Origin of the sequence: Demequina sp. NBRC 110051 (genome assembly GCF_002090055.1) — a bacterium.
In the GTDB taxonomy this organism is placed as follows: Bacteria; Actinomycetota; Actinomycetes; order Actinomycetales; family Demequinaceae; genus Demequina.
Genome location: NZ_BBRH01000008.1, coordinates 159140 through 178059, shown reverse-complemented (window position 1 = coordinate 178059; position 18920 = coordinate 159140). Strand labels below are relative to the sequence as shown.

General features: G+C 71.4%; 15 protein-coding genes. 3 read left to right on the top strand and 12 right to left on the bottom strand.

All coding sequences use genetic code 11. From position 1 onward, the window contains the following. Positions 1-96: 96 nt before the first annotated feature. The 12 genes from B7K20_RS03525 to mraZ form a co-directional block, all read right to left on the bottom strand. Positions 97-1242, bottom strand: coding sequence for a cell division protein FtsQ/DivIB (locus B7K20_RS03525; RefSeq protein ID WP_084100442.1), 1146 nt, complete (start codon positions 1240-1242; stop codon positions 97-99). Then, positions 1239-2582 carry a UDP-N-acetylmuramate--L-alanine ligase gene (murC, locus tag B7K20_RS03520; RefSeq protein WP_084100439.1) on the bottom strand — a complete coding sequence of 448 codons (1344 nt, stop codon included), beginning with the start codon at positions 2580-2582 and terminating at the stop codon, positions 1239-1241. Before murC ends, B7K20_RS03525 begins: the two co-directional genes overlap by 4 nt. Continuing rightward, the gene (locus B7K20_RS03515; protein WP_234985695.1) at positions 2579-3688 is read right to left on the bottom strand and encodes a glycosyltransferase; all 1110 of its coding nucleotides are present in this window, start codon (positions 3686-3688) and stop codon (positions 2579-2581) included. Before B7K20_RS03515 ends, murC begins: the two co-directional genes overlap by 4 nt. Further along, positions 3681-4901 (bottom strand): FtsW/RodA/SpoVE family cell cycle protein, encoded by a 1221-nt coding sequence (locus B7K20_RS03510; protein ID WP_084100434.1) that lies wholly within the window; start codon positions 4899-4901, stop codon positions 3681-3683. Before B7K20_RS03510 ends, B7K20_RS03515 begins: the two co-directional genes overlap by 8 nt. Positions 4902-4912: 11 nt before the next feature. After that, entirely contained in the window at positions 4913-6286 is a 1374-nt protein-coding gene (gene murD, locus B7K20_RS03505) for a UDP-N-acetylmuramoyl-L-alanine--D-glutamate ligase (RefSeq protein WP_084100625.1), read from the bottom strand. Then, positions 6283-7380 carry a phospho-N-acetylmuramoyl-pentapeptide-transferase gene (mraY, locus tag B7K20_RS03500; RefSeq protein WP_084100431.1) on the bottom strand — a complete coding sequence of 366 codons (1098 nt, stop codon included), beginning with the start codon at positions 7378-7380 and terminating at the stop codon, positions 6283-6285. The genes murD and mraY overlap by 4 nt, the downstream gene beginning before the upstream one ends. Beyond that, positions 7377-8774 carry a UDP-N-acetylmuramoyl-tripeptide--D-alanyl-D-alanine ligase gene (gene murF, locus B7K20_RS03495; protein WP_084100429.1) on the bottom strand — a complete coding sequence of 466 codons (1398 nt, stop codon included), beginning with the start codon at positions 8772-8774 and terminating at the stop codon, positions 7377-7379. The genes mraY and murF overlap by 4 nt, the downstream gene beginning before the upstream one ends. After that, on the bottom strand, positions 8771-10351 hold the full coding sequence (locus tag B7K20_RS03490) for a UDP-N-acetylmuramoyl-L-alanyl-D-glutamate--2,6-diaminopimelate ligase (protein ID WP_084100622.1): 1581 nt from the start codon (positions 10349-10351) through the stop codon (positions 8771-8773). Before B7K20_RS03490 ends, murF begins: the two co-directional genes overlap by 4 nt. Positions 10352-10363: 12 nt before the next feature. After that, complete coding sequence (locus B7K20_RS03485) at positions 10364-12112, bottom strand: penicillin-binding protein 2 (RefSeq protein WP_084100619.1); 1749 nt, start codon at positions 12110-12112, stop codon at positions 10364-10366. 137 nt (positions 12113-12249) lie between these two features. After that, positions 12250-12660 (bottom strand): hypothetical protein, encoded by a 411-nt coding sequence (locus B7K20_RS03480; protein WP_084100427.1) that lies wholly within the window; start codon positions 12658-12660, stop codon positions 12250-12252. Continuing rightward, positions 12657-13640: a 16S rRNA (cytosine(1402)-N(4))-methyltransferase RsmH gene (rsmH, locus tag B7K20_RS03475; RefSeq protein WP_084100424.1), complete on the bottom strand. Its 984-nt coding sequence runs from the start codon at positions 13638-13640 to the stop codon at positions 12657-12659. The genes B7K20_RS03480 and rsmH overlap by 4 nt, the downstream gene beginning before the upstream one ends. A gap of 114 nt (positions 13641-13754) precedes the next feature. After that, positions 13755-14222, bottom strand: a complete 468-nt coding sequence (gene mraZ, locus B7K20_RS03470) for a division/cell wall cluster transcriptional repressor MraZ (RefSeq protein ID WP_234985694.1) — start codon at positions 14220-14222, stop codon at positions 13755-13757. 232 nt (positions 14223-14454) lie between these two features. On the opposite strand from mraZ, the gene B7K20_RS03465 reads away from it, so the two are divergent. From B7K20_RS03465 to B7K20_RS03455, 3 genes are read left to right on the top strand one after another with little or no spacing between them, the layout of a single operon-like run. Then, positions 14455-15474 carry a MoxR family ATPase gene (locus B7K20_RS03465; RefSeq protein ID WP_084100422.1) on the top strand — a complete coding sequence of 340 codons (1020 nt, stop codon included), beginning with the start codon at positions 14455-14457 and terminating at the stop codon, positions 15472-15474. Positions 15475-15478: 4 nt separating this feature from the next. After that, on the top strand, positions 15479-16750 hold the full coding sequence (locus tag B7K20_RS03460; protein ID WP_084100420.1) for a DUF58 domain-containing protein: 1272 nt from the start codon (positions 15479-15481) through the stop codon (positions 16748-16750). Further along, positions 16747-18918: a DUF3488 and transglutaminase-like domain-containing protein gene (locus B7K20_RS03455; RefSeq protein WP_084100417.1), complete on the top strand. Its 2172-nt coding sequence runs from the start codon at positions 16747-16749 to the stop codon at positions 18916-18918. Before B7K20_RS03460 ends, B7K20_RS03455 begins: the two co-directional genes overlap by 4 nt. The last annotated feature ends 2 nt before the right edge of the window (positions 18919-18920 follow it).

Sequence of the window (18920 nt, the reverse complement as noted above, 5' to 3'; positions counted from 1 at the left end):
TTATGTCAACTACTGTCCACGCACGACGGTACGGTCGCACCCCGCACAATCGCGAGAGCGGCGCGCGCGTGTCGTGGATAAACGCGGCAATCGGGGCTACGAGACGGTCGGCAGCGTGGGCGCGGACACGTCGATCAGGTCCGCCCCCTCTGCCTTGTCGGACTCGAGTAGGACCCCCAGCACAGCCGCCTTGGTCGCCGAGTCCTCGCCGCTGCCCCACTCCACCGCGGGCCCGTCGCGCAGCGTGAAGTGAATCGAGTCTTCCGTCGCCGCCTCGATGCCCTCAACCCGCACGCGCAGGTCGGCCGGGATCTCGTCGACGACCGCGAGCACACCGCTGAGGATGCGCTCGTGCTCCTCCCCCACGGGGATGGAGATCACCGGCAGGTCGGCCGGCGCCTCCTCGGAGGCACTCACCTGCTCGCCGGCGAGGTTCACCAGCCGGTAGCCCTCCTCGGCGTCGGGAATCGCCGCGACAGGCTCGGACGGCGTGAGCGTGATCCTGAGCCCCTGCGGCCACACCTTCTCCACCTGCGCGGACGCGACGCCCACGAGATCGGTCAGCTGATGCTCGACGTGCGACGTGCTCACCATGGCGAGCGACTCGCCCTCATAGGGCGCGACGATCGCCTCCACGTCCGCGGGATCGACCACGGTGCCGTAGCCGGTCGCCTCCACCTTGCCCTCGTCGAAGGCGAACAGCGGCGACATCAGCAGCGCCCACACTCCCGCCAGCACCGCGAGCGCGATGCCCGCACGCGTGCCCCAGCGGATGAGAAACAGCCGCCGGTCCGCGCTGCGGCGCTCGCGCAGCCGCTCCTGGAGGCGCTGCGTCACCGTGTCGGGGCGCAGGCGCGCGCTCACGCGCGCCCAGGGCGTGGCGATGGTGCCGTCGCCCACGTCCTTGCGGATGGCCGATGCCGTGGTGGGGTTCGTCTCGGCGCCTGACCTCCGCGTGACCTTGCGCGTCCAGCTGCGCAGCCAGCCGGCCTCCGGGGTCGCCGTGGCGGCCGTGGGTCGTGGGGTGGTCGCCTTCGGGCGCGCGGCGCCGGGCTTGGGACGGGTCGTCGGGGGCGTCGCGGTGCGCGTCGCAGTCGATGCGGGGCGCGTGGTGGTCGCGGTCGAGCCGGGCGCGCGCGTGGCGCCGGCAGACGTCGCACTCGCGCGCGACGCGGGCGCCTGGGGTGCGGCCGGTCTGCGCGGCGGGACGCTCGGCGGCTGCGGGCGACGGTTGTCGCTCACTGCCGCAGCCTCAGGGCGTCAAGAATCCAGTCGGCGGCGTAGGTGACAGGGCCCGAGCCGACGGTCAGCACCAGGTCACCGGGCTGGGCCAGGCGTGCGGCCTCGGCGGCAGCATCGGAGAGGTCCTCGACCACCCGTGCGGTCGACCCCTCCCGCGGCAGAACCGCCGCGAGGATCGAGTCCGACGACACGCCCTCGATCGGGTCTTCGCGATCGCCGTGCACGCCCGCGATGACGATGTCGGCGTCCGGCACCGACAGCGCCTCGCCGAAGGCGGCGGCATGCAGCTGAGTGCGTGTAAACAGGGCCGGCTGAAACAGCACCACCAGGCGCCCAGCGCCCGCCGAACGCGCCGCGGCGAGCAGCGCCGCCACCTCCGTGGGGTGGTGCGCGTAGTCGTCGACCACGGAGACACCGGCGGCCTCGCCGCGGTACTGATAGCGCCGGCCCGTGCCGGCAAAGGTCGCGACGGCACCCGCGGCGCGAGACGGGTCGGCGCCCACGGCGACGGCGGCGGCCCATGCGGCGGCCGCGTTCAGCCGCATGTGCGCGCCAGGAACGGGCACGTGCAAGGGGAAGGCCTCGCCGTCGCGCACCATGGCGCGGTCGGTGAGGACCACATCTGCCTCGCCCGTGCCGTAGGTGACGACCTGCACGCCCGCCTCAGCGGCGCGGGCGGCGATGGTCATGACCACCGGATCGTCGGCGCAGGCGATGAGCACGCGGCAGTCGCTCGCGAACTGCACGAAGGCCTCGTGCATCGCCTCGACCGTGCCGTAGTGGTCCAGGTGATCGGGCTCCACATTAAGCAGGATCGCGACCTCGGGGTGATAGCGCAGGAAGGAGCCGTCGGACTCGTCTGCCTCGACTGCGCTGATGCCCGCGGAGCCGGCATAGCCGCCCGCGACCGCGCCCTCGACGCCGAACACCCTCGCACCCACCGCGAAGCCCGCGTCGATGCCCGCGCCGTGCAGGACGTGGGCCACCATCGCGGAGGTAGTGGTCTTGCCGTGGGTGCCCGCGACCGCGATCAGGCGTTGGTCGTCGAGCGCCCGCACCAGGGCCTCGGAGCGGTGGATGACCTCGATGCCGAGCTCGCGCGCGCGGGCGAGCTCGGGGTTGGTCTCGCGTACCGCGGAGGAGATCACGACGGCGTCGACGCCCTCGACGAAGGCGGCGTCGTGCCCGATCCGGACGTCCATGCCGGCCTCGCGCAGCGCGAGGAAGTAGTGCGACTCGCGCTGATCGGAGCCCGTCACGGTGTGCCCCCGCGCGGCCGTGAGGCGCGCCACAGCGGACATGCCCGATCCACCCACGCCGATGAAGTGCACGCGGCTCATAGCGCCGCCTCCGCCATGGTCGCCAGGCGCTCGGCGCCGTCCGTGATGCCGAAGTCGGCTGCGGCCTCGCTCATGGTGCGGGCCGTGCCGGGCTCGAGGATGCGGGTCGCCTCTTGGAGCAGGCGTGCGGGGCTCAGGTCCGCGTCCGCGACAAGCGTGGCCGCTCCCGCGTTGACCGCGGGCCGGGCGTTGAGTGCCTGTTCGCCGTTGCCGTGCGGCAGCGGCACATAGAGCGTGGGCAGGCGCATGGCGGTCGCCTCTGCCACGGCGCCCGCGCCCGAGCGGCACACCACGGCCGTGGCGGCGGCGAAGACCTGGGCCATGTCGTGGCTGTACTCGTCCACGCGGTAGCGCTCGCGCAGTGCGGCGGGCAGCGCCTCGCGAGCCGCGAGGGCCTCGTCCGCCTTGCCGCGGCCGCTGAGGTGCCACACGTGGACGCCGACGGCCACGAGGTCGCCGATCGCGCCGACCGTCGCCGCGTTGAGGCTCGCTGCACCCAGCGAACCTCCCGTGACCACCAGCACCGTGGCACCGGCGTCCCAGCCGAGCGCCGCGCGGGCCTCGGAGCGCAGGGCCTGTGCCGTGGCCGGGTCGGCGAGTTTTCTCGCCAGGTCGCGCACGGGAGGAAGCAGCGGCATGCCCGTCACGGTTGCGTGCGGCAGCGGCGTGCCGGGCGCGGTGATGGCCACATGCTCAGTCCAGCGCGCGCCCAGGCGGTTGGCGAGGCCAGGCTTGGCGTTCGCCTCGTGGACGATGATCGGAATGCCGGCCTTGCGGGCGGCCCGATACGCGGGAGTGGAGACGTAGCCGCCAAAGCCGATCACGGCATCGGCCGTCGTCGCCTCGATGGCCCGGGTGGCGGCGCCGACGGCGGCCGCCCAATTCTTGGGCAGGCGCAGCAGGTCCGCGGAGGGCCGGCGTGGCAGCGGCACCTTGGGGACCTCGTGGAGGGTCAGTCCCGCGCGCGGGACGAGGTCGGCCTCGAGGCCCACGGCGGTGCCGAGCGCGGCAACCTCGTGGCCGCGTTCGCGCAGCTCGAGCGCGGTGGCGAGCATCGGGTTCACGTGCCCGGCTGTGCCACCGCCGGCGACCAGGAAACTAGCCACGCCGGCCCCGCGACACGATGGCGACCGAACGCTTGATGAGGCTGGGGCGGGCGGCAAAGGCGGCCTCGGCTCCCGGCTCGCGGCGCGCGAAGGCGAGGAGCACCCCGACTGCGGTGAGGGACATGATGAGTGACGATCCTCCGGAAGACACGAGCGGTAGCGGCACGCCCGTGACGGGCAGCAGGCCGATGACGACCGCGATGTTGATGAGCGCCTGACCCACGAGCCACGCACCAATACCCGCGGCGGCGATCTGCACGAACGGGTCGCGGTGGCGCTTGACGAGCCGGTTGATCGCGACGGCCATCATGCCGAAGGCGACCAGCACCACGAGGGCTCCGATGAGGCCGAACTCCTCGCCCCACACGGCGAAGACGAAGTCGGAGTCCGCGACGGGCAGGCCACCCCACTTCTCGCGGCTCATGCCGGGGCCCAGCCCCCACACGCCGCCGGAGGCGAGCGCCCACAGGCCGTGAATGGCCTGCATGCACGTGCCCTGGGGGTCGCAGTTCTCGGGGTTCAGCCACACATCGATGCGGCCGCCGCGGGTCGAGCCCTGCTCGAGCATGTACAGCACTCCCGCGACCCCTGCCGCGGCAAGCACCGCGAAATACCTCAGTGGCACCCCCGCCACCCAGTAGCAGGCGCCGATCACCAGCCCGATGGCCATGGCGGTTCCGAGGTCGCCGCCCGCGCCGACGAGGCCGATCACGATGATCGAGGCGATGCCGCCGGGCACGAGGATGCCCTTGAAGGTGGTGAGCTCTCTGCGGAACGTCGCGAGCACCACGCCGAGGAATAGCGCGAGGCCCAGTTTGGCGGCCTCGGACGGCTGGAAGCTCATGCCGGCGATGCGGATCCAGTTGCGGTTTCCGCCCACGGATTCACCGGCCACGAGCACCACGACGAGCAGGCCGATCGACGCCGCCAGCACCCAGGGCGCGAGCCGTTTCCACATGGTGATGGACAGCCGCGAGCCGATGACGGCGGCGGTGAGGCCGATGCCGAGGGCGATGAGCTGCACGATGAACAGGCGGTAGGGGTTGCCACCCGAGTCGGCGCGCAGGGCGGCGTTGGACGACGCCGACAGCACGCCGGCCAGACCCACGAGGATCAGGATCGACGTGGACGCGATCAGCAGGTAGTAGGTCGCGACGGGAGAGCCGCTGGCGGCGGGCTCTGCCTGGGTGCGTCGCGGGGCCGTGGCCGTCATGACGCCTCCTCTTAGGCCTTGAGCGCCTCCACCGCGCGAGCGAAGGTCTCTCCTCGGTCCGCGTAGGAGCGGAACTGGTCAAACGATGCACACGCCGGCGACAACAACACGGTGTCCCCAGCGCGAGCCACCTCGCGGGCCGCCTGGACCGCCCGCTGCATCACAGTGTCTCCCGGCTCGATGCGGGTCACCGGGATATCGGGCGCGTGTCCCGCGAGTGCGCTCGCGAGCGGTTCGGGGTCCTCGCCCAGCAGCACCACGTGGCGTACCCGGTCGCGCACGGACTGCACCAGGGCATCGAACTCCTGACCCTTGGCCTGTCCCCCGGCGAGCCACACCACCGACTGCGGGGCGCGCCCACCGAATGCGGCGATAGCGGCGTGCGCGTTGGTCGCCTTCGAATCGTCGACGTAGTCCACCTCGTCCACGCGCGCCACAAACGCCGTGCGGTGCGCGTCGAGCGAGAAGCCTGCGAGGCCGCGCGCGACGGCCTCGGGAGCCACCCCTACCGCCCGGCACAGGGCCGCGGCGGCGAGCGCGTTGAAGATCAGATAGGGCGGCACGTCGCCCGCGACCAGGTGGGCGAGGTCGTCGACGTGGCCCAGTTCGAGGGCCTCGCGGCGCCGGTCGTCGTGGAACGCGCGATCGACCAGTACACCCTCGACCACGCCCAGGTGGCTCACGGAGGGGCTGCCAAGAGTGATGCCGACCGCGCGGGCGCCGTCGACCACGTCGGCATCGGCCACCATTTCCTCGACGACCGAGTCGTGGGCGCCGTAGACGCACGCGACCTGCACATGGCTGTACACGCGCGCCTTGTCGGCACGGTAGGCCTCGACGGAGCCGTGCCAATCCAGGTGGTCCTCGTCGGCGTTGAGGCACACGGCCGCATGCGGCGACAGGGTGGTGGTGAAGTGCAGTTGCAGCGACGCGATCTCGACGGCCACGAGGTCATGGCTCTCCCGGGCGGCGCCGATGACGGGAATGCCCATGTTGCCGCACACGGCGACGTCGAGCCCGCCGGCCTCGGCAATCGCGCCCACCATCTGCGTGGTCGTCGTCTTGCCGTTGGTCCCGGTGACGAGCACCCACGGGATGCCCTCGCGGCGCACCCGCCACGCGAACTCCATCTCGGAGACGATCTCGACCCCGGCATCGGCCACCGCGACCACCCACGGGTGGTGCGGGGCGAACCCGGGCGAGGACATGCACAGGTCGAACCCATCCAAGGCGACGCCGTCGAGCGAGGTGCAGTCGGCATCGGCCGCGTGCGGGTCGACCACGACGGCGGTGGCGCCCTCGGCGAAGGCCGCCTCACGCGCGGAGCGGCCCGCCACACCGAACCCCAGGATCAGGACGGCCAGGCCGTCGAGCCGGCCCGTCATGCGCCGGACGGCAGCGAGGCCACCCACTCGGCGTAGAAGATGCCTCCGCCCACCGCGGCGCACAGGCCCGCGATGATCCAGAATCTGATGACGATCGTCACCTCTCCCCAGCCCATGAGCTCGAAGTGGTGATGCAGCGGCGCCATCTTGAACACGCGTTTACCGCCGGAGATCTTGAAGTAGCCGATCTGGATGACCGACGAGGCGACGATGATGACGAACAGGCCGCCGATGATGACACCCAGCAGCTCGGTGCGGGACATGATCGTGATGCCCGCGATCGCGCCTCCGAGGGCCAGCGAGCCGGTGTCGCCCATGAAGATCTTGGCCGGCGACGCATTCCACCACAGGAAGCCAAAGCAGGCTCCGGCGATCGCGGCGGCCAAAATCGCCAGATCGCGCGGGTCGCGTACCTCGTAGCACTGAGAGTTCGCGGAGGTGAAGCCGCACCACTGGTTGTACTGCCAGATGCAGATGAGCGTGTAGGCGCCGAAGAAAATCAGGGATGCCCCGGTCGCGAGGCCGTCGAGACCGTCGGTGAGGTTCACCGCGTTGGACCATGCCGTGATGAGGAAGTTGGACCAGATGACAAACAGAATGATGCCGACGGCGGGACCCCAATACGCGAGGTCAATGACGGTGTCGCGTAGGAACGAAATCGCCGTCGAGGCGGGCGTGTCGCCGTGGACGTTGGGGAACTGCAGGACCAGCACGGCGAACGCGATGCCCACCACGGCCTGTCCGAGGATCTTGTAACGGGCCCTCAGCCCCAGCGAGCGTTCCTGGCGGATCTTGATGTAGTCGTCGAGGAAGCCCACAAAGCCGAGCCCGACGATGAGGAAGACCACGAGCATCGACGACGCGTACGGCGTACGACCGGTGAAGAAGTTTCCTCCCAGCCAGCCGAGCACCAGCGCGATGATGATGACGACGCCACCCATGGTGGGCGTGCCGCGCTTCACCAGGTGCGAGGCGGGTCCGTCCTGGCGGATGAACTGGCCGTACTGGTGGCGGGTGAGGTAGCGGATGAACAGCGGCGTGCCCAGCAGCGCGATGACGAGCGAGATTCCTCCCGCGAACACCACGGCTCTCATGCAGTTTCTCCCACCAGGTCATCGGCCAGCTTCCACAGCCCGGAGCCGTGGGACGCCTTGACGAGCACGGTGTCGCCACGCGTGAGGCGCCCGTCGAGGAACTCACGGGCCTCGTCAATGGTAGCGACGAAGGCGGCCTCGTCGCCCCACGAGCCCTCTCGCACCGCGGAGACGTAGGCGGCGCGAGCGCCCGCCCCGACCACGACGAGGTGGTCGATGCGCAGGCGCACCGCGTCGAGCCCCACCTCCTCGTGCGCGGCGAGCGAGGCCTCGCCCATCTCGAGCATCTCCCCCACGACCGCAAACGACCTGCCGGTGACGGCCACGTCCTTGAGGGCGCGCAGGGCCGCGCGCATGGACTCGGGCGACGCGTTGTACGCGTCGTCGAGGATCCACACGCCGTCCGCGCGTTCGGTGAGCGCCATGCGGTGGGGACTGAGCGGAGTCGCGGCGGCCACCGCGGCGGCGGCGTCCGGCAGGCCGATGCCACACGCGAGTGCCGTCGTCAGCGCCGCCAGGGCGTTGGTCACGTGATGCTCGCCCACCAGGGCGAGCGTCACGCGCTCACCGACGAGGCCATCGGCCTCGGGGATAAACGACGCACGGCCGCGGTCGCTGGTCAGCTCCGTCGCGGCGACATCGAGACCCGCACGTGAACCGACGCCAAACGTGCGGGCGCGGCGGCCCTCCGCCGCGAGCGCCGGGCGCGCGGCCATCGCGGCCACGCGCGGATCGTCGGCGTTCAGGACGGCGACGCCGCCGGGCACGAGCCCGTCGATGAGGCTCGCCTTCTCCTCGGCGAGCGCGTCGGGTGAGCCGTAGCCGCCCAGGTGTGCGGAGCCCACCGTGAGCTCGACGGCGACGTCGAGCGGCGCGATCCCCGTCAGGTAGGCGAGGTCGCCCGGCGCCGAGGCGCCCATCTCGAGCACCAGGTGCCGCGTGGCGTTGTCGGCGCGCAAGACGGTCAGCGGCAGCCCGATCTCGTTGTTGAACGAGCCCACCGGCGCGATCGAGTCGGGCAGCACCTGCGCGAGCAGGTCCTTGGTGGTGGTCTTGCCATTGGAGCCCGTGATGCCGATGACGGTGATGTCACCCTCGGTGCGCAGCAGCGCGAGGTAGGCCTGCGCGAGCAGGCCGAGCGCGGCCACCACGTCCTCGACCAGGACGTGCGGGCCGGGCACGGGTTGGCTCACGAGCGCGAGGCTCGCTCCGGCGGCGAAGGCCTGCGGCGCGTAGTCATGCCCGTCAACCTGCTCGCCGATGAACGCGACGTAGAGCGCCCCCGGCTGGACCAGCCGCGAGTCCTTCTCGACGGAGGTCACCGTGGCGGTGACGTCGGCCGCGAGGTCGCCGCGCACGGCGTTGGCGACCCACTGGGCTGTCAGCGGCCTCATGCGTCCTCCCCCTGGTCGCCTGCGGGCGCCGTGCCGCGCTCGGCGACGATGCGTGCATGCGCCTCGAGGTAGGCGTCGCGGTCGTTGTAGCGGTGGAACACGCCCTTGATCTCCTGGGTAGGTTCGTGGCCCTTGCCGGTGACGATGACGGTGTCGAGAGGTCCCGCAAGGCGCAGCCCCGTCTCGACCGCGAGCACGCGCGGCTCGACCTCGTGCACGTCGGCGAGGTCGGGGCGCACCTTCTCAATCCCCGCGCGGATCATGGCGCGCACGGCGGCAGGCTCCTCTGAGCGCGGGTTCTCATCCGTCAGCACGATGACGTCGGCGAGGTTCGCGGCGATCTCGCCCATGACGGGGCGCTTGCCCTGGTCGCGGTCGCCGTCGGAGCCGAAGATGAGGATGAGCCGCCCGGGCGTGATGGGCCGCACGCCCTCGAGCGCGAGGGTGAGCGCGTCCGGGGTGTGGGCGTAGTCAACGATCGCGAGCGGATCGGTCTCGGAGCGTTCGATGACGCGCTCCATGCGTCCGGGCACGCCGTGCGCCGAGGCCACTCCCGCAATCGCCTGGTCGAGCGTGAGCCCCGCGGCATGGGCGGCCACGATCGCGACGATGGCGTTGGAGACGTTGACGAGTCCGGGAAGGGGCGAGGTCGCCTCGTGAGGACCGCCCTCGGGGTCGGTGAAGACGAACGACGAGCCCACCCCATCCAGGCCGATCTCGGCCTCCACGACGGTCCAGTCGGCGTCGTGGGGATCGTCGACGTGGGTCGACACGGTCCACGCGGGGATCTCGACGCGCGCGGCGAGGGCGCGGCCCCACTGGTCGTCGACGTTGATCACGCCGTGGCGAGCGCGGCCGGGCTCGAACAGCCGCGCCTTGGCGTCGAGGTAGGCCTCCATGGTGCCGTGGAAGTCCAGGTGGTCCCACTGCAGGTTGGTGAAGACGGCGACCGCGAAGTCGACGCCCGCGATGCGTTCGAGCGCGGCGGCGTGCGAGCTGACCTCCGTCACGGCCGCGGTGACGCCCTCCTCGCGCATGCGCGCCAGGAGGCCGTGCAGCACGGGAGACTCGACCGTGGTGCGCGGGGACTCGATGGTCTCGTCGCCCAGGCGCAGCTCGACCGTTCCCATGATTCCCGTGCGCTCGTGCACGGTGGCCAGCGCGCTTTCGATGAAGTAGCTCGTGGTGGTCTTGCCGTTGGTGCCGGTGACGCCCACGAACGTCAGCGCACGGCTGGGGTCGCCATAGATGGCGGCGGCGGCCTCGCCCATCGCGGCGCGGGGGTCGTCCACCACGAGGATCGGCACGGTGAGCCCGGCCTCGCGGGCGAGCCGCTCTCCCTCGCCGTCGGTGAGGACGGCGACAGCCCCGGCGGCCACGGCATCGGCCGCAAAACGGGCGCCGTGCACGGTGTAGCCGGGGAAGGCGCCAAAGAGGTCGCCCTCGCGCACGTCGCGCGAGTCGACGGTGGCGCCGGAGAGGGTCAGATCAGCGGCATCGGTCGGCGCGGTAGCGCCGATGCGGGTGGCGGCCTCGGCGAGCGTGCACGTGAGCGCTCGCGAGGGACGCAGCGCCATGTCGGGCACGGGTCACTCCCAGGTCGTCGGGTAGAGCTCCTCGTCCGGCCCTGAGGGCGGGACACGGAGTGTCTGCAATGCGAAGGTTGCCACATCCGAGAAGACCGGCGCGGCTACCTCGCCGCCCCAGATCGAGCTCTTGGGGTCAAAGAGGCTGACAGAGACCACAATCGCAGGGTCGTCGGCCGGCGCGACACCCACGAAGGACGCGACGATCGAGTCGAGTTCCCCGGTGGGCCCCACGGCCTGTGCGGTACCCGTCTTGCCCGCCACGCGGTAGCCGTCGATCTGCGCCTGCTTACCGGTGCCGTCCTCGGTCACGTCCTCGAGCATCAGCATCACCTGGTCCGCGGTCTCCTCCGAGACCACGCGTACCGGCTCCTCCTGCTCGCGCTCCGTGATGGTGCCGTCGGCGTTGCGGTAGCCCTTGATGAGGGTGGGCGTGATGCGCTCTCCCCCGTTGGCGAGGGTCTGGTAGACCTGCGAGGTCTGGAGCGCCGTCACGGCGACCGCCTGGCCGTAGAGGACGGCGTACTTGGAGCGGCCGTCCCAGTTCTCCCAGTTGCTCAGCAGGCCCGCGGATTCCGAGGGCATGCCGATGCCGGTGGTCTGGCCAAAGCCGAACGCGCGCAGGTAGTCGTAGCGTTGCTGCTCGGTCAGCTGCTGGCCGATCATGATGGTGCCCGTGTTGGACGAGTCGACCAGGATGCCCGCGGCGGTCATCTTGTCGAGCCCGTGCTCGTGGGAGTCCTTGAAGGTCTGCCCGTTCGCGGTGGTGTACTCGTACGGCACCTCGAACCGGCTCGTCGGCGTGATGACGCCCTCTTCGATCGCGGCTGCCATGGTGATGGCCTTCGCGGTTGAGCCGGGCTCGAAGACGTCCTCGATCGCGCGCGAGCTGCGGCTACTGCCGTCCGTGGCGCCGGGGTCGTTGGGGTCGACGGTGCCCGAGTCTGCGAGCGCGTAGATCTCGCCGGTCTTGGCGTCCTCGACCGTGACGAACCCGTGACTCGCGCCCGTGACCGACAGCGCCTCCTCGAGCCGGGACTGCGCGTAGTACTGGATGTCGCGGTCGATGGTGAGGACCACGTCCTGGCCGGGCTCCGCCGGCGTCTCCTCGAGCACGCCCGTGGGGATGGCCGTGCCGTTGCCGCCACGCTCGTAGGTCAGCGACCCGTCCGTGCCCAGCAGGTTCTCCTCCTGGGACTTCTCCATGCCTGCGAGGCCCCAGTTGACGCCCTGCTTGTCCGCCGTGCCGCCCACGAAGCCCACGATGTTGCCCGCGAGGTCGCCATTGGGATAGGTGCGCTCGGAGACCGCCTCGGGCTCGATGCCGTAGATGCCCTCATCGCTGATGAGGTTCCAGGTCTCGGGCGTCACGTACTTCGCGATGTAGACGAACGTCTCGTCGCCCACCAGCTTGGCGGCGAGTTCGGACTCGTCCATGTCCAGGATGGGGGCGAGGATCTCGGCTGCGTCGAGCGCGCCCTCGGCGACCACCACCCCGTCCTCGACCCGCTTGAACTCGGCGATCTTCTGCTGGTTCACCCACACGTGGTAGCGGTTGACCGACGTCGCGAGCACTTCGCCGTTGCGGTCGACGATGTCCGCGCGGTCGGTCGCCACCGTCGAGGTCGCGAGGCGGCTCTCGAGCGCCTGCGTGGCGAGGTCGTCGGGGTCGACGCCCTGGATCATCACCAAGCGCGCCGCGAAGACGGTGAGGATGCCGAGCGCGCCTAGCGTGATCGCCTGCTGACGCATGTGCGGGCGGCCGATGCTGAGGCCGCGGGGTCGCTTGGCGGCGGCCGATGCGGTGGCTCGGGCTCGCGACGGACGCGCGCCTTGGCGGGGCTGCGGGCGGCGTCCCGCCGCCGGCCGCCGCTGGTCCGAGTCGCCCATTACTCCCCCTGCTCCAGCACCGCCCCGTCGGCGATCGAGATGGAACCGAGCGTAGGCGCGAGCTCCATCCCGAGGTCGGAGGCACGCTGGGCGAGGTAGGACGGTGCGGCGTTGCGCTCAAGTTCGCCGCTGAGCGACTCCGCCTGGGTGTGCAGCGACGCGATCTCGATCTTGAGGTCACGGCGCTCGTACGCACCCTTCGCCATCTGGGTGTTGATGAGCAACACGGCCGCCATGGCGGCCAACACGATGAGGATGCAGGTCCACGCGAAGGGGGCGATGGAGCGCGCCTGCTCGGGAGCCTGGACCGCCCTCAGATGCCGGTGCGGCTCCGCCGGGGTCGCCGAGGCGCGCCGCGAGGGCGCGCCGAGGGTTGCGGGGCGGTGCTGGCGGACGGGAGCGGCGCTCATGCGGGCCTCCTCAGGCGCGATGGCGGGGTGATGCGGATCCGCTCCACGGCGCGCAGGCGCACCGGCTTGGAGCGGGGGTTGGCCTCGGCCTCGGCGGCCGATGCCTTCTCGGCGCCACGCGTGAGCGCGCGCAGATACGGCTGGTGTTCCTCGGGAACGATGGGCAGCCCGGGAGGCGCCGTGGACTCGATGCCGGCGGCGAAGGCCGCCTTGACGAGCTTGTCCTCGAGCGAGTGGTAGGACTCGATCACCACGCGTCCACCCACCCGCACCGACTCGATGGCGGCCGGAAGGGCGTCCTCGAGCACCTCGAGCTCGCGGTTCACGGCGATGCGCAGCGCCTGGAACGTGCGCTTGGCGGGGTTCGAGCCCGGGGTGCGGCTCGCGGCCGGAATGCACGCGCGCACCAGGTCGACAAGCTCGGCCGAGCGCGTGAGCGGAGCCGTCTCGCGGCGCTTCACGATCGACTCCGCGATGCGCGCCGCGTAGCGCTCCTCGCCATACACCTTGAGGATGCGCGCGAGCTCACGCTGGTCCGCGTCGCGCAGCAGGTCCGCGGCACTGACGGGGTCCTCGGGGTTCATACGCATGTCGAGCGGGGCGTCCTGCGCGTAGGAGAAGCCCCTGTCCGCCTCGTCGATCTGCAGCGAGCTGACTCCCAGGTCCAGCAGCACGCCGTCGGCGTGGGTGGCACCCGCGGCGGCGACGGCGCCGGCGATGTCGTCGTATTCCGCGTGGTGGGCCATGAAGCGGTCGCCGAAGCGCGCGAGCCGCGCGCTTGCCAGCGCGATGGCCTGCGGGTCGCGGTCGATGCCCACGACCCGCGCCTGGGGACAGCGCTCGAGGATGCCCTCGGTGTGGCCGCCCATGCCGAGCGTGCCGTCGACGACCAGGGCGCCGTCGTGGTCGAGCGCGGGCGCGAGCAGGTCGACACAGCGCTCGAGCATCACCGGCTGGTGACGCGAGGCCGCATCGGTCATGTCCCGCTCCTTGATCGTTGCTACTAGGGTTCGTGCCCCTCGGTCTCCCACCGGCTCTCTGGCGGGGGGAAGTCCGTCAGAGTCGCGCGGGAGGAGGCCGCGGGGCACGAGGGGTTACATGGCGTCGAACACCTCCGCGGCCGTGGCCGCGTAGTCGTCTTCGCCGCGCTCGAGGTAGTCCTCCCATGCCTGGGCGTCCCAGATCTCCACCCGGGATCCCATGCCCACCACGGCCACGTCACGCTCGAGACCCGCGTACTTGCGCAGGGGCGCGCTGATGAGGATGCGCCCCTGCTTGTCCGGGATGTCGTCCGAGGCGTGACCGAGGAAGTTGCGCAGGTAGTCGCGCGCGTTCTTGTTCTCGAGCGGAGCGCGTCGCAGTCGGTCGTGGATGACCGCGAACTCGTCCAGCGGGAACAGGAACACGCAACGGTCCAGCCCGCGCGTGGCCACCAGGCCCGACGCGAGCCTCCCGCGGAACTTCGCGGGAAGGATCAGCCGGCCCTTGTCATCGAGACGAGGCGTGAACGTGCCCAGGAAGACCCCGGTGGGGCCCAGACCGTGCGTCAGTAGCTCCGACACCCGATCACCTCCCAGCGCCACGACTCGCCCGATGCCCCCACTTTACTCCACTTCTCTCCACGTGGATAGGAAAATCGGCAAGATTCACCCTCAACTCCACTTATTTTCGCAGGTAAACCGCCGTTGAGTGCAGTGGAGGGATTTTCGCGCGAGGATGACGGACACGCGGCGGTCCCCTGGGCCACAGGCCACCCATCGCCTAGGCTCGTCGTCACAGCGCGAAGGAGCATCCATGACCCACCCCCTGCCCACCGAGGACGACCTCACGGAGGTGGCGGAGGTCGCCTCCGCCATCCGCGCATCGATCGGCTCGGTGCTGTCGGGATTGGATGGCGCCATCACGGCGACGCTGGCCACGGCGCTCGCGGGCGGCCACCTGCTCATGGAGGACGTGCCCGGCGTGGGCAAGACCACCCTGGCGCGCGCCTTCGCCGCCTCGGTCGACTGCACCCTGGGGCGCATCCAGTTCACGCCCGACCTCATGCCGGCCGACGTGACGGGCGTGAGCATCTTCCGCTCCGACGACCACCGCTTCGAGTTCCGCCCGGGGCCCATCTTCGCGCAGGTGGTGATCGCCGACGAGATCAACCGCGCCTCCCCCAAGACACAGTCCGCCCTCCTCGAGGCCATGCAGGAGCACGCCGTCACCGTCGATGGCGTGACGCGCCGGCTGCCCGAACCCTTCCTGGTGGTCGCGACGCAGAACCCGATCGACATGGAGGGGACCTATCCCCTGCCCGAGGCGCAGCGCGACCGGTTCATGGCTCAGGTCTCCGTGGGCTACCCGCAGCCGCACGACGAGATGGCGATGCTCGACAGCCACGACGGCACCGACCCGCTCGCCGAGGTGCGCCCCGTCACCGACACCGCGACCCTCGCCCGCCTCATCGATGTCGCCCGACGCATCTATGCGGCGCCCGCGGTCAAGCAACACATCGTGGACCTCGTCTCCCAGACGCGCAACGACTCGGCGTTGCGCCTGGGCGCATCGCCACGCGCGTCGCTGCAACTGCTCGCTGCCTCCAAGGCCCGCGCCGCGATGGCCGGGCGCAACCACGTGCTTCCCGATGACGTGAAGGCCCTCGCCGGCGCCGTGCTGTCGCACCGCCTGGTGGTCTCGACCGAGGCTCGCCTGGGTGGACGCTCGGCGCATGACGTGGTGACTCAGATCGTCGAGCGCACCCCGGTGCCCACCGAGGCGCGCGCCTCGCGCATGGCGCCGGTCGGGGCGGTCCGTAGCGAGGCCCGCTAAGCACATGAAGCCCACCACCACCGTCAACGCCAGCATGAGCCTCACCTCGCGTGGGGTCGGCATGCTCGCGTGCGGCATCGTCATCGGCGCCCTGGGCGTCGGCTTATCGACGCCCGTGATGGTGTACGTGGGCGTCGCGATGACCTGCGCCGTGGTCCTCGCGTGGGTGTGGATGATGCTGGCACTCGGCGCCTTTGTCAGGCGCTTCCCTCACGCCGAGCGCACCATCCGGCCTCGCCCTCTCACGGTGGGGGTGCCCGGCTCCGTCACCGTCGCGATCCGCGCCAGCCGCGCGCACCGCGGCCCTGGCAGGGGGGTCATCGGCCGCCTTCAGGTGCGCGAGCAGGCCGCGGCGGAGCTCACCGGCGGCGCCGCGACCCGTGCGGCCGTCACTCGCTCCCCCGACGCCCTGGTCCTCGAGTACGCGCTCCACCCCGTGCGCCGCGGACGCTGGGATGTGGGCCCCGCCCTCATGCACGCCGCCGACCCCTTCGGCATGCTGCTGTCCGACACCGCCTTCGGCACGGCCGAATCGGTGTCGGTATGGCCCCAGGTGACCGACCTCGTCGGCACCGCCGGAGCGCTCATGGGTCAGGCGGACCGGGTGGTGGTGCGCGCGCGCACCCCGTCGACCGACGATGCGGCGCTGCGCGAGTACCGCGAGGGAGACGACCTGAGGCGCATTCACTGGGCCAGCTCCGCCAGGCGCGGCGCGATGCTGGTGCGCTCCGACGAGCATGCAGGACGCCGGCCCGCCACCGTCATCCTCGACCTGCCTCTGGGTCACGAGGCCCTCGAATGGTCCATCAGCGCGGCGGCCTCGATCGGCGTGTCCGTGCTCGAAACAGGCCATCCCGTGCGCCTCCTGGGCGCCGGCCCCGCGACAGCCGCGACCCATCTGGGTCAGCGCGGCGGCGACCTCGCCCGCGCCGAGCTGCTCGACCTCACGGTCGACCTCACCTCACCCGTCACCAGAGCCGCGGGGGACGCGCGCCTGAGCGAGGCGGCCCGCGCCGCCGCCGAGGGGGCGATCGAGGGCGAGGTGACCGTCGCGATCATCGACCCCGCCACCGACGACGTCCTGGATGCCATGGCCCCCATCGGCGCCACCGGACGCGCGTGGGCCATCGTGAGGGCAGACACCCACAACGCCGATGACGCCGAGATCACCGCGACGCGCCTGGGGCGTGCCGGCTGGCGCGTCAGCGTCGTCAGCACCGGCGCGGACATCGCCGAGGTGTGGCGGTCGCTTGTCGCGATGCAGGAGCAGGCATGAGCGCCGGAGCACGGCCACGCGCCCCCTGGCCAGCGTCGCTGACCGTCGCGATCGCCACCATGGCGAGCACCTTCGCCCTGTCCTCGATGGTGGTCGCCGGCATGTGGCTCGCGACGGTCGCGGCCAGCCTGGCCACCGTCACCGCGGCGGTGGTGGTCACCAGGCTGCTTACCCGTTCACGCGGCATCCCGACCGCGATCGGGGCGCTCGTCGCCGTCGAGCTCTTGGTGCTGTTCTTCGCTCGCGGCCAGGACGACGGACGCCACGTACTGCCCACGCCGGGCGCTCTTCGCGACCTGGGCGTGGTGATGCGCGACGGCATCGACTACGCCGCGACCACGGTCGCGCCCGCCGAGATGGTGCCGTCGCTGCTGAGCCTGATCTGTGCGGGGGTCATGGGACTGTTCCTCGTGGCCGAGCACATCGCGGTGTCGTGGCGCGCGGCCGCGAGCGCGGGCCTGGTGCTCATGCTGCCATGGCTGCCCGCCGCAATCTTCCAGCAGCGGGTGCCCCTGGTGTGGCTGCTCGTCGCGCTGGCCGCATGGCTGCTCACCCTGGGCCTCGCGCGCCGAGGCGACACGCGCCAGCCGCCCTCCACCGTGAGCGGCGCGGTCGCCGCGACCACCGCCACGCTCGCGGTGTCCCTAATGGTGGTGCCGTCCGCGCTGGGCGGCAACGGCTGGGGCGTGATCCCTCGTATCGACGCGCCATCGTCCCTCGCGACCACCACGCGCCTCAATCTCGACCTCGACCTGCGCACGTCACTAACCACCAACTCGACCGCCCCGGCGCTGGTCTACACGGCCGAGGGCCCGCGGCCCGACGTGCTGCGCCTGTACAGCTATGCGGACTTCGACGGCGTGGGCTGGGACTACGGCACTCCCGAGCCCAGCGACCTGGCCCCGACGGACGGCGTGCTGTGGCCGGTCGATGTCCCCGCGCCCAGCGAGGACATCGCCACCTACGAGATCGAGGCGGTCGACTCCGCCGAGAGTAACCTCGCGCTGCCGTCGGTACCGCGCTCGGTCGACGTCGACGGGGACTGGGGGTACTCGGCCGCGACCGACGAGGTGGTCTCGCCGCAGGACTCCACCCTGGGGCTTCGCTACACAGTCACCGCGGACACGGGCTACCTCACCCCCGAGCGCCTTCTCGCCTCGCCTGTCGACGCGGCGGCAGACGCCGCCGTGGGCTCGCAATACCTCGAGCTTCCCGGCGCGCTCGACGCCGTGCGCGTCACCGAGTTGGCTCAGGGCCTGACGGCCGATGCCACGAGCAGGTTTGCGCAGGCCATCGCCTTGCAGGATTACCTGCGCGACCCGGCCGAATTCGACTACGACACGTCGGTGAGCCCGTCCTCCGGCGACACGGTCAGCACGTTCCTCGACGATCGCGTGGGCTACTGCGTGCAGTTCGCCACGACCATGGTGATGATGGCGCGCACGCTCGACATCCCCGCCCGCATGGCGATCGGCTTCCTGCCGGGCTCCGAGGGCGAGGGCGACACCTACATCGTGCAAGGCGGCGATGCACACGCGTGGCCGGAGCTGTGGTTCCCCGAGGTCGGTTGGGTGCGCTTCGAGCCCACCCCCGCCGTCCAGACGGGGTCCGCGCCGGTGTACGCCGAACAGGCCCAGGACCCCGAGACGGGCGGGCAGTCCGACCCTGCGGCGCTGCCCACGACGGCCCCCGCTGAGCGACCCGAGCGCCCCGATACCCCGGCCGAGCCCTCGGTGGCCGGTGAGAGCGTGACCGACGAGGGCACGCCGTGGTGGTGGTTCGCCGTGGCTGCGGTCGCCCTGGCCGCCGTCGTCGCAGCGATCGTGCTCGCGTCGCGAAGGCGCCGCTCGCTCGCGCCCGTGATCCTGCCACCGGCCGAACAGGCGTGGGAGACGCTGCGCGCCTCGCTGACGTCCGAGGCCCAGTGGTCACCCGCGCTGACGCCATCCGAGTCCGTGGAGCACGTGAGGGACGTCCTCAGCCGCAAGGGCGTCCGGCTGTCGAGCGACGCAGACCAGGCGCTCGTACGGCTCAGCCACGCCGTCGCGGATCACCGCTATGCACCCGCGGGAACGTCGGCGACTGTCGCGCAACTTCAGGGCTGGTCAGACGCCGTCACTCGGGAGGCGTCGCAAGCGACCGCGACCGCCGGCGCGGCCGGGCGGTAGGG

Excerpts from the sequence above, each read along its gene's own strand:
- murC (WP_084100439.1), bottom strand. The coding sequence starts at position 2,582 with ATGAGCCGCGTGCACTTCATCGGCGTGGGTGGATCGGGCATGTCCGCT.
- B7K20_RS03510 (WP_084100434.1), bottom strand. The coding sequence starts at position 4,901 with ATGACGGCCACGGCCCCGCGACGCACCCAGGCAGAGCCCGCCGCCAGC.
- murD (WP_084100625.1), bottom strand. The coding sequence starts at position 6,286 with ATGACGGGCCGGCTCGACGGCCTGGCCGTCCTGATCCTGGGGTTCGGT.
- mraY (WP_084100431.1), bottom strand. The coding sequence starts at position 7,380 with ATGAGAGCCGTGGTGTTCGCGGGAGGAATCTCGCTCGTCATCGCGCTG.
- murF (WP_084100429.1), bottom strand. The coding sequence starts at position 8,774 with ATGAGGCCGCTGACAGCCCAGTGGGTCGCCAACGCCGTGCGCGGCGAC.
- B7K20_RS03490 (WP_084100622.1), bottom strand. The coding sequence starts at position 10,351 with ATGGCGCTGCGTCCCTCGCGAGCGCTCACGTGCACGCTCGCCGAGGCC.
- B7K20_RS03485 (WP_084100619.1), bottom strand. The coding sequence starts at position 12,112 with ATGCGTCAGCAGGCGATCACGCTAGGCGCGCTCGGCATCCTCACCGTC.
- B7K20_RS03480 (WP_084100427.1), bottom strand. The coding sequence starts at position 12,660 with ATGAGCGCCGCTCCCGTCCGCCAGCACCGCCCCGCAACCCTCGGCGCG.
- rsmH (WP_084100424.1), bottom strand. The coding sequence starts at position 13,640 with ATGACCGATGCGGCCTCGCGTCACCAGCCGGTGATGCTCGAGCGCTGT.
- B7K20_RS03465 (WP_084100422.1), top strand. The coding sequence starts at position 14,455 with ATGACCCACCCCCTGCCCACCGAGGACGACCTCACGGAGGTGGCGGAG.
- B7K20_RS03460 (WP_084100420.1), top strand. The coding sequence starts at position 15,479 with ATGAAGCCCACCACCACCGTCAACGCCAGCATGAGCCTCACCTCGCGT.
- B7K20_RS03455 (WP_084100417.1), top strand. The coding sequence starts at position 16,747 with ATGAGCGCCGGAGCACGGCCACGCGCCCCCTGGCCAGCGTCGCTGACC.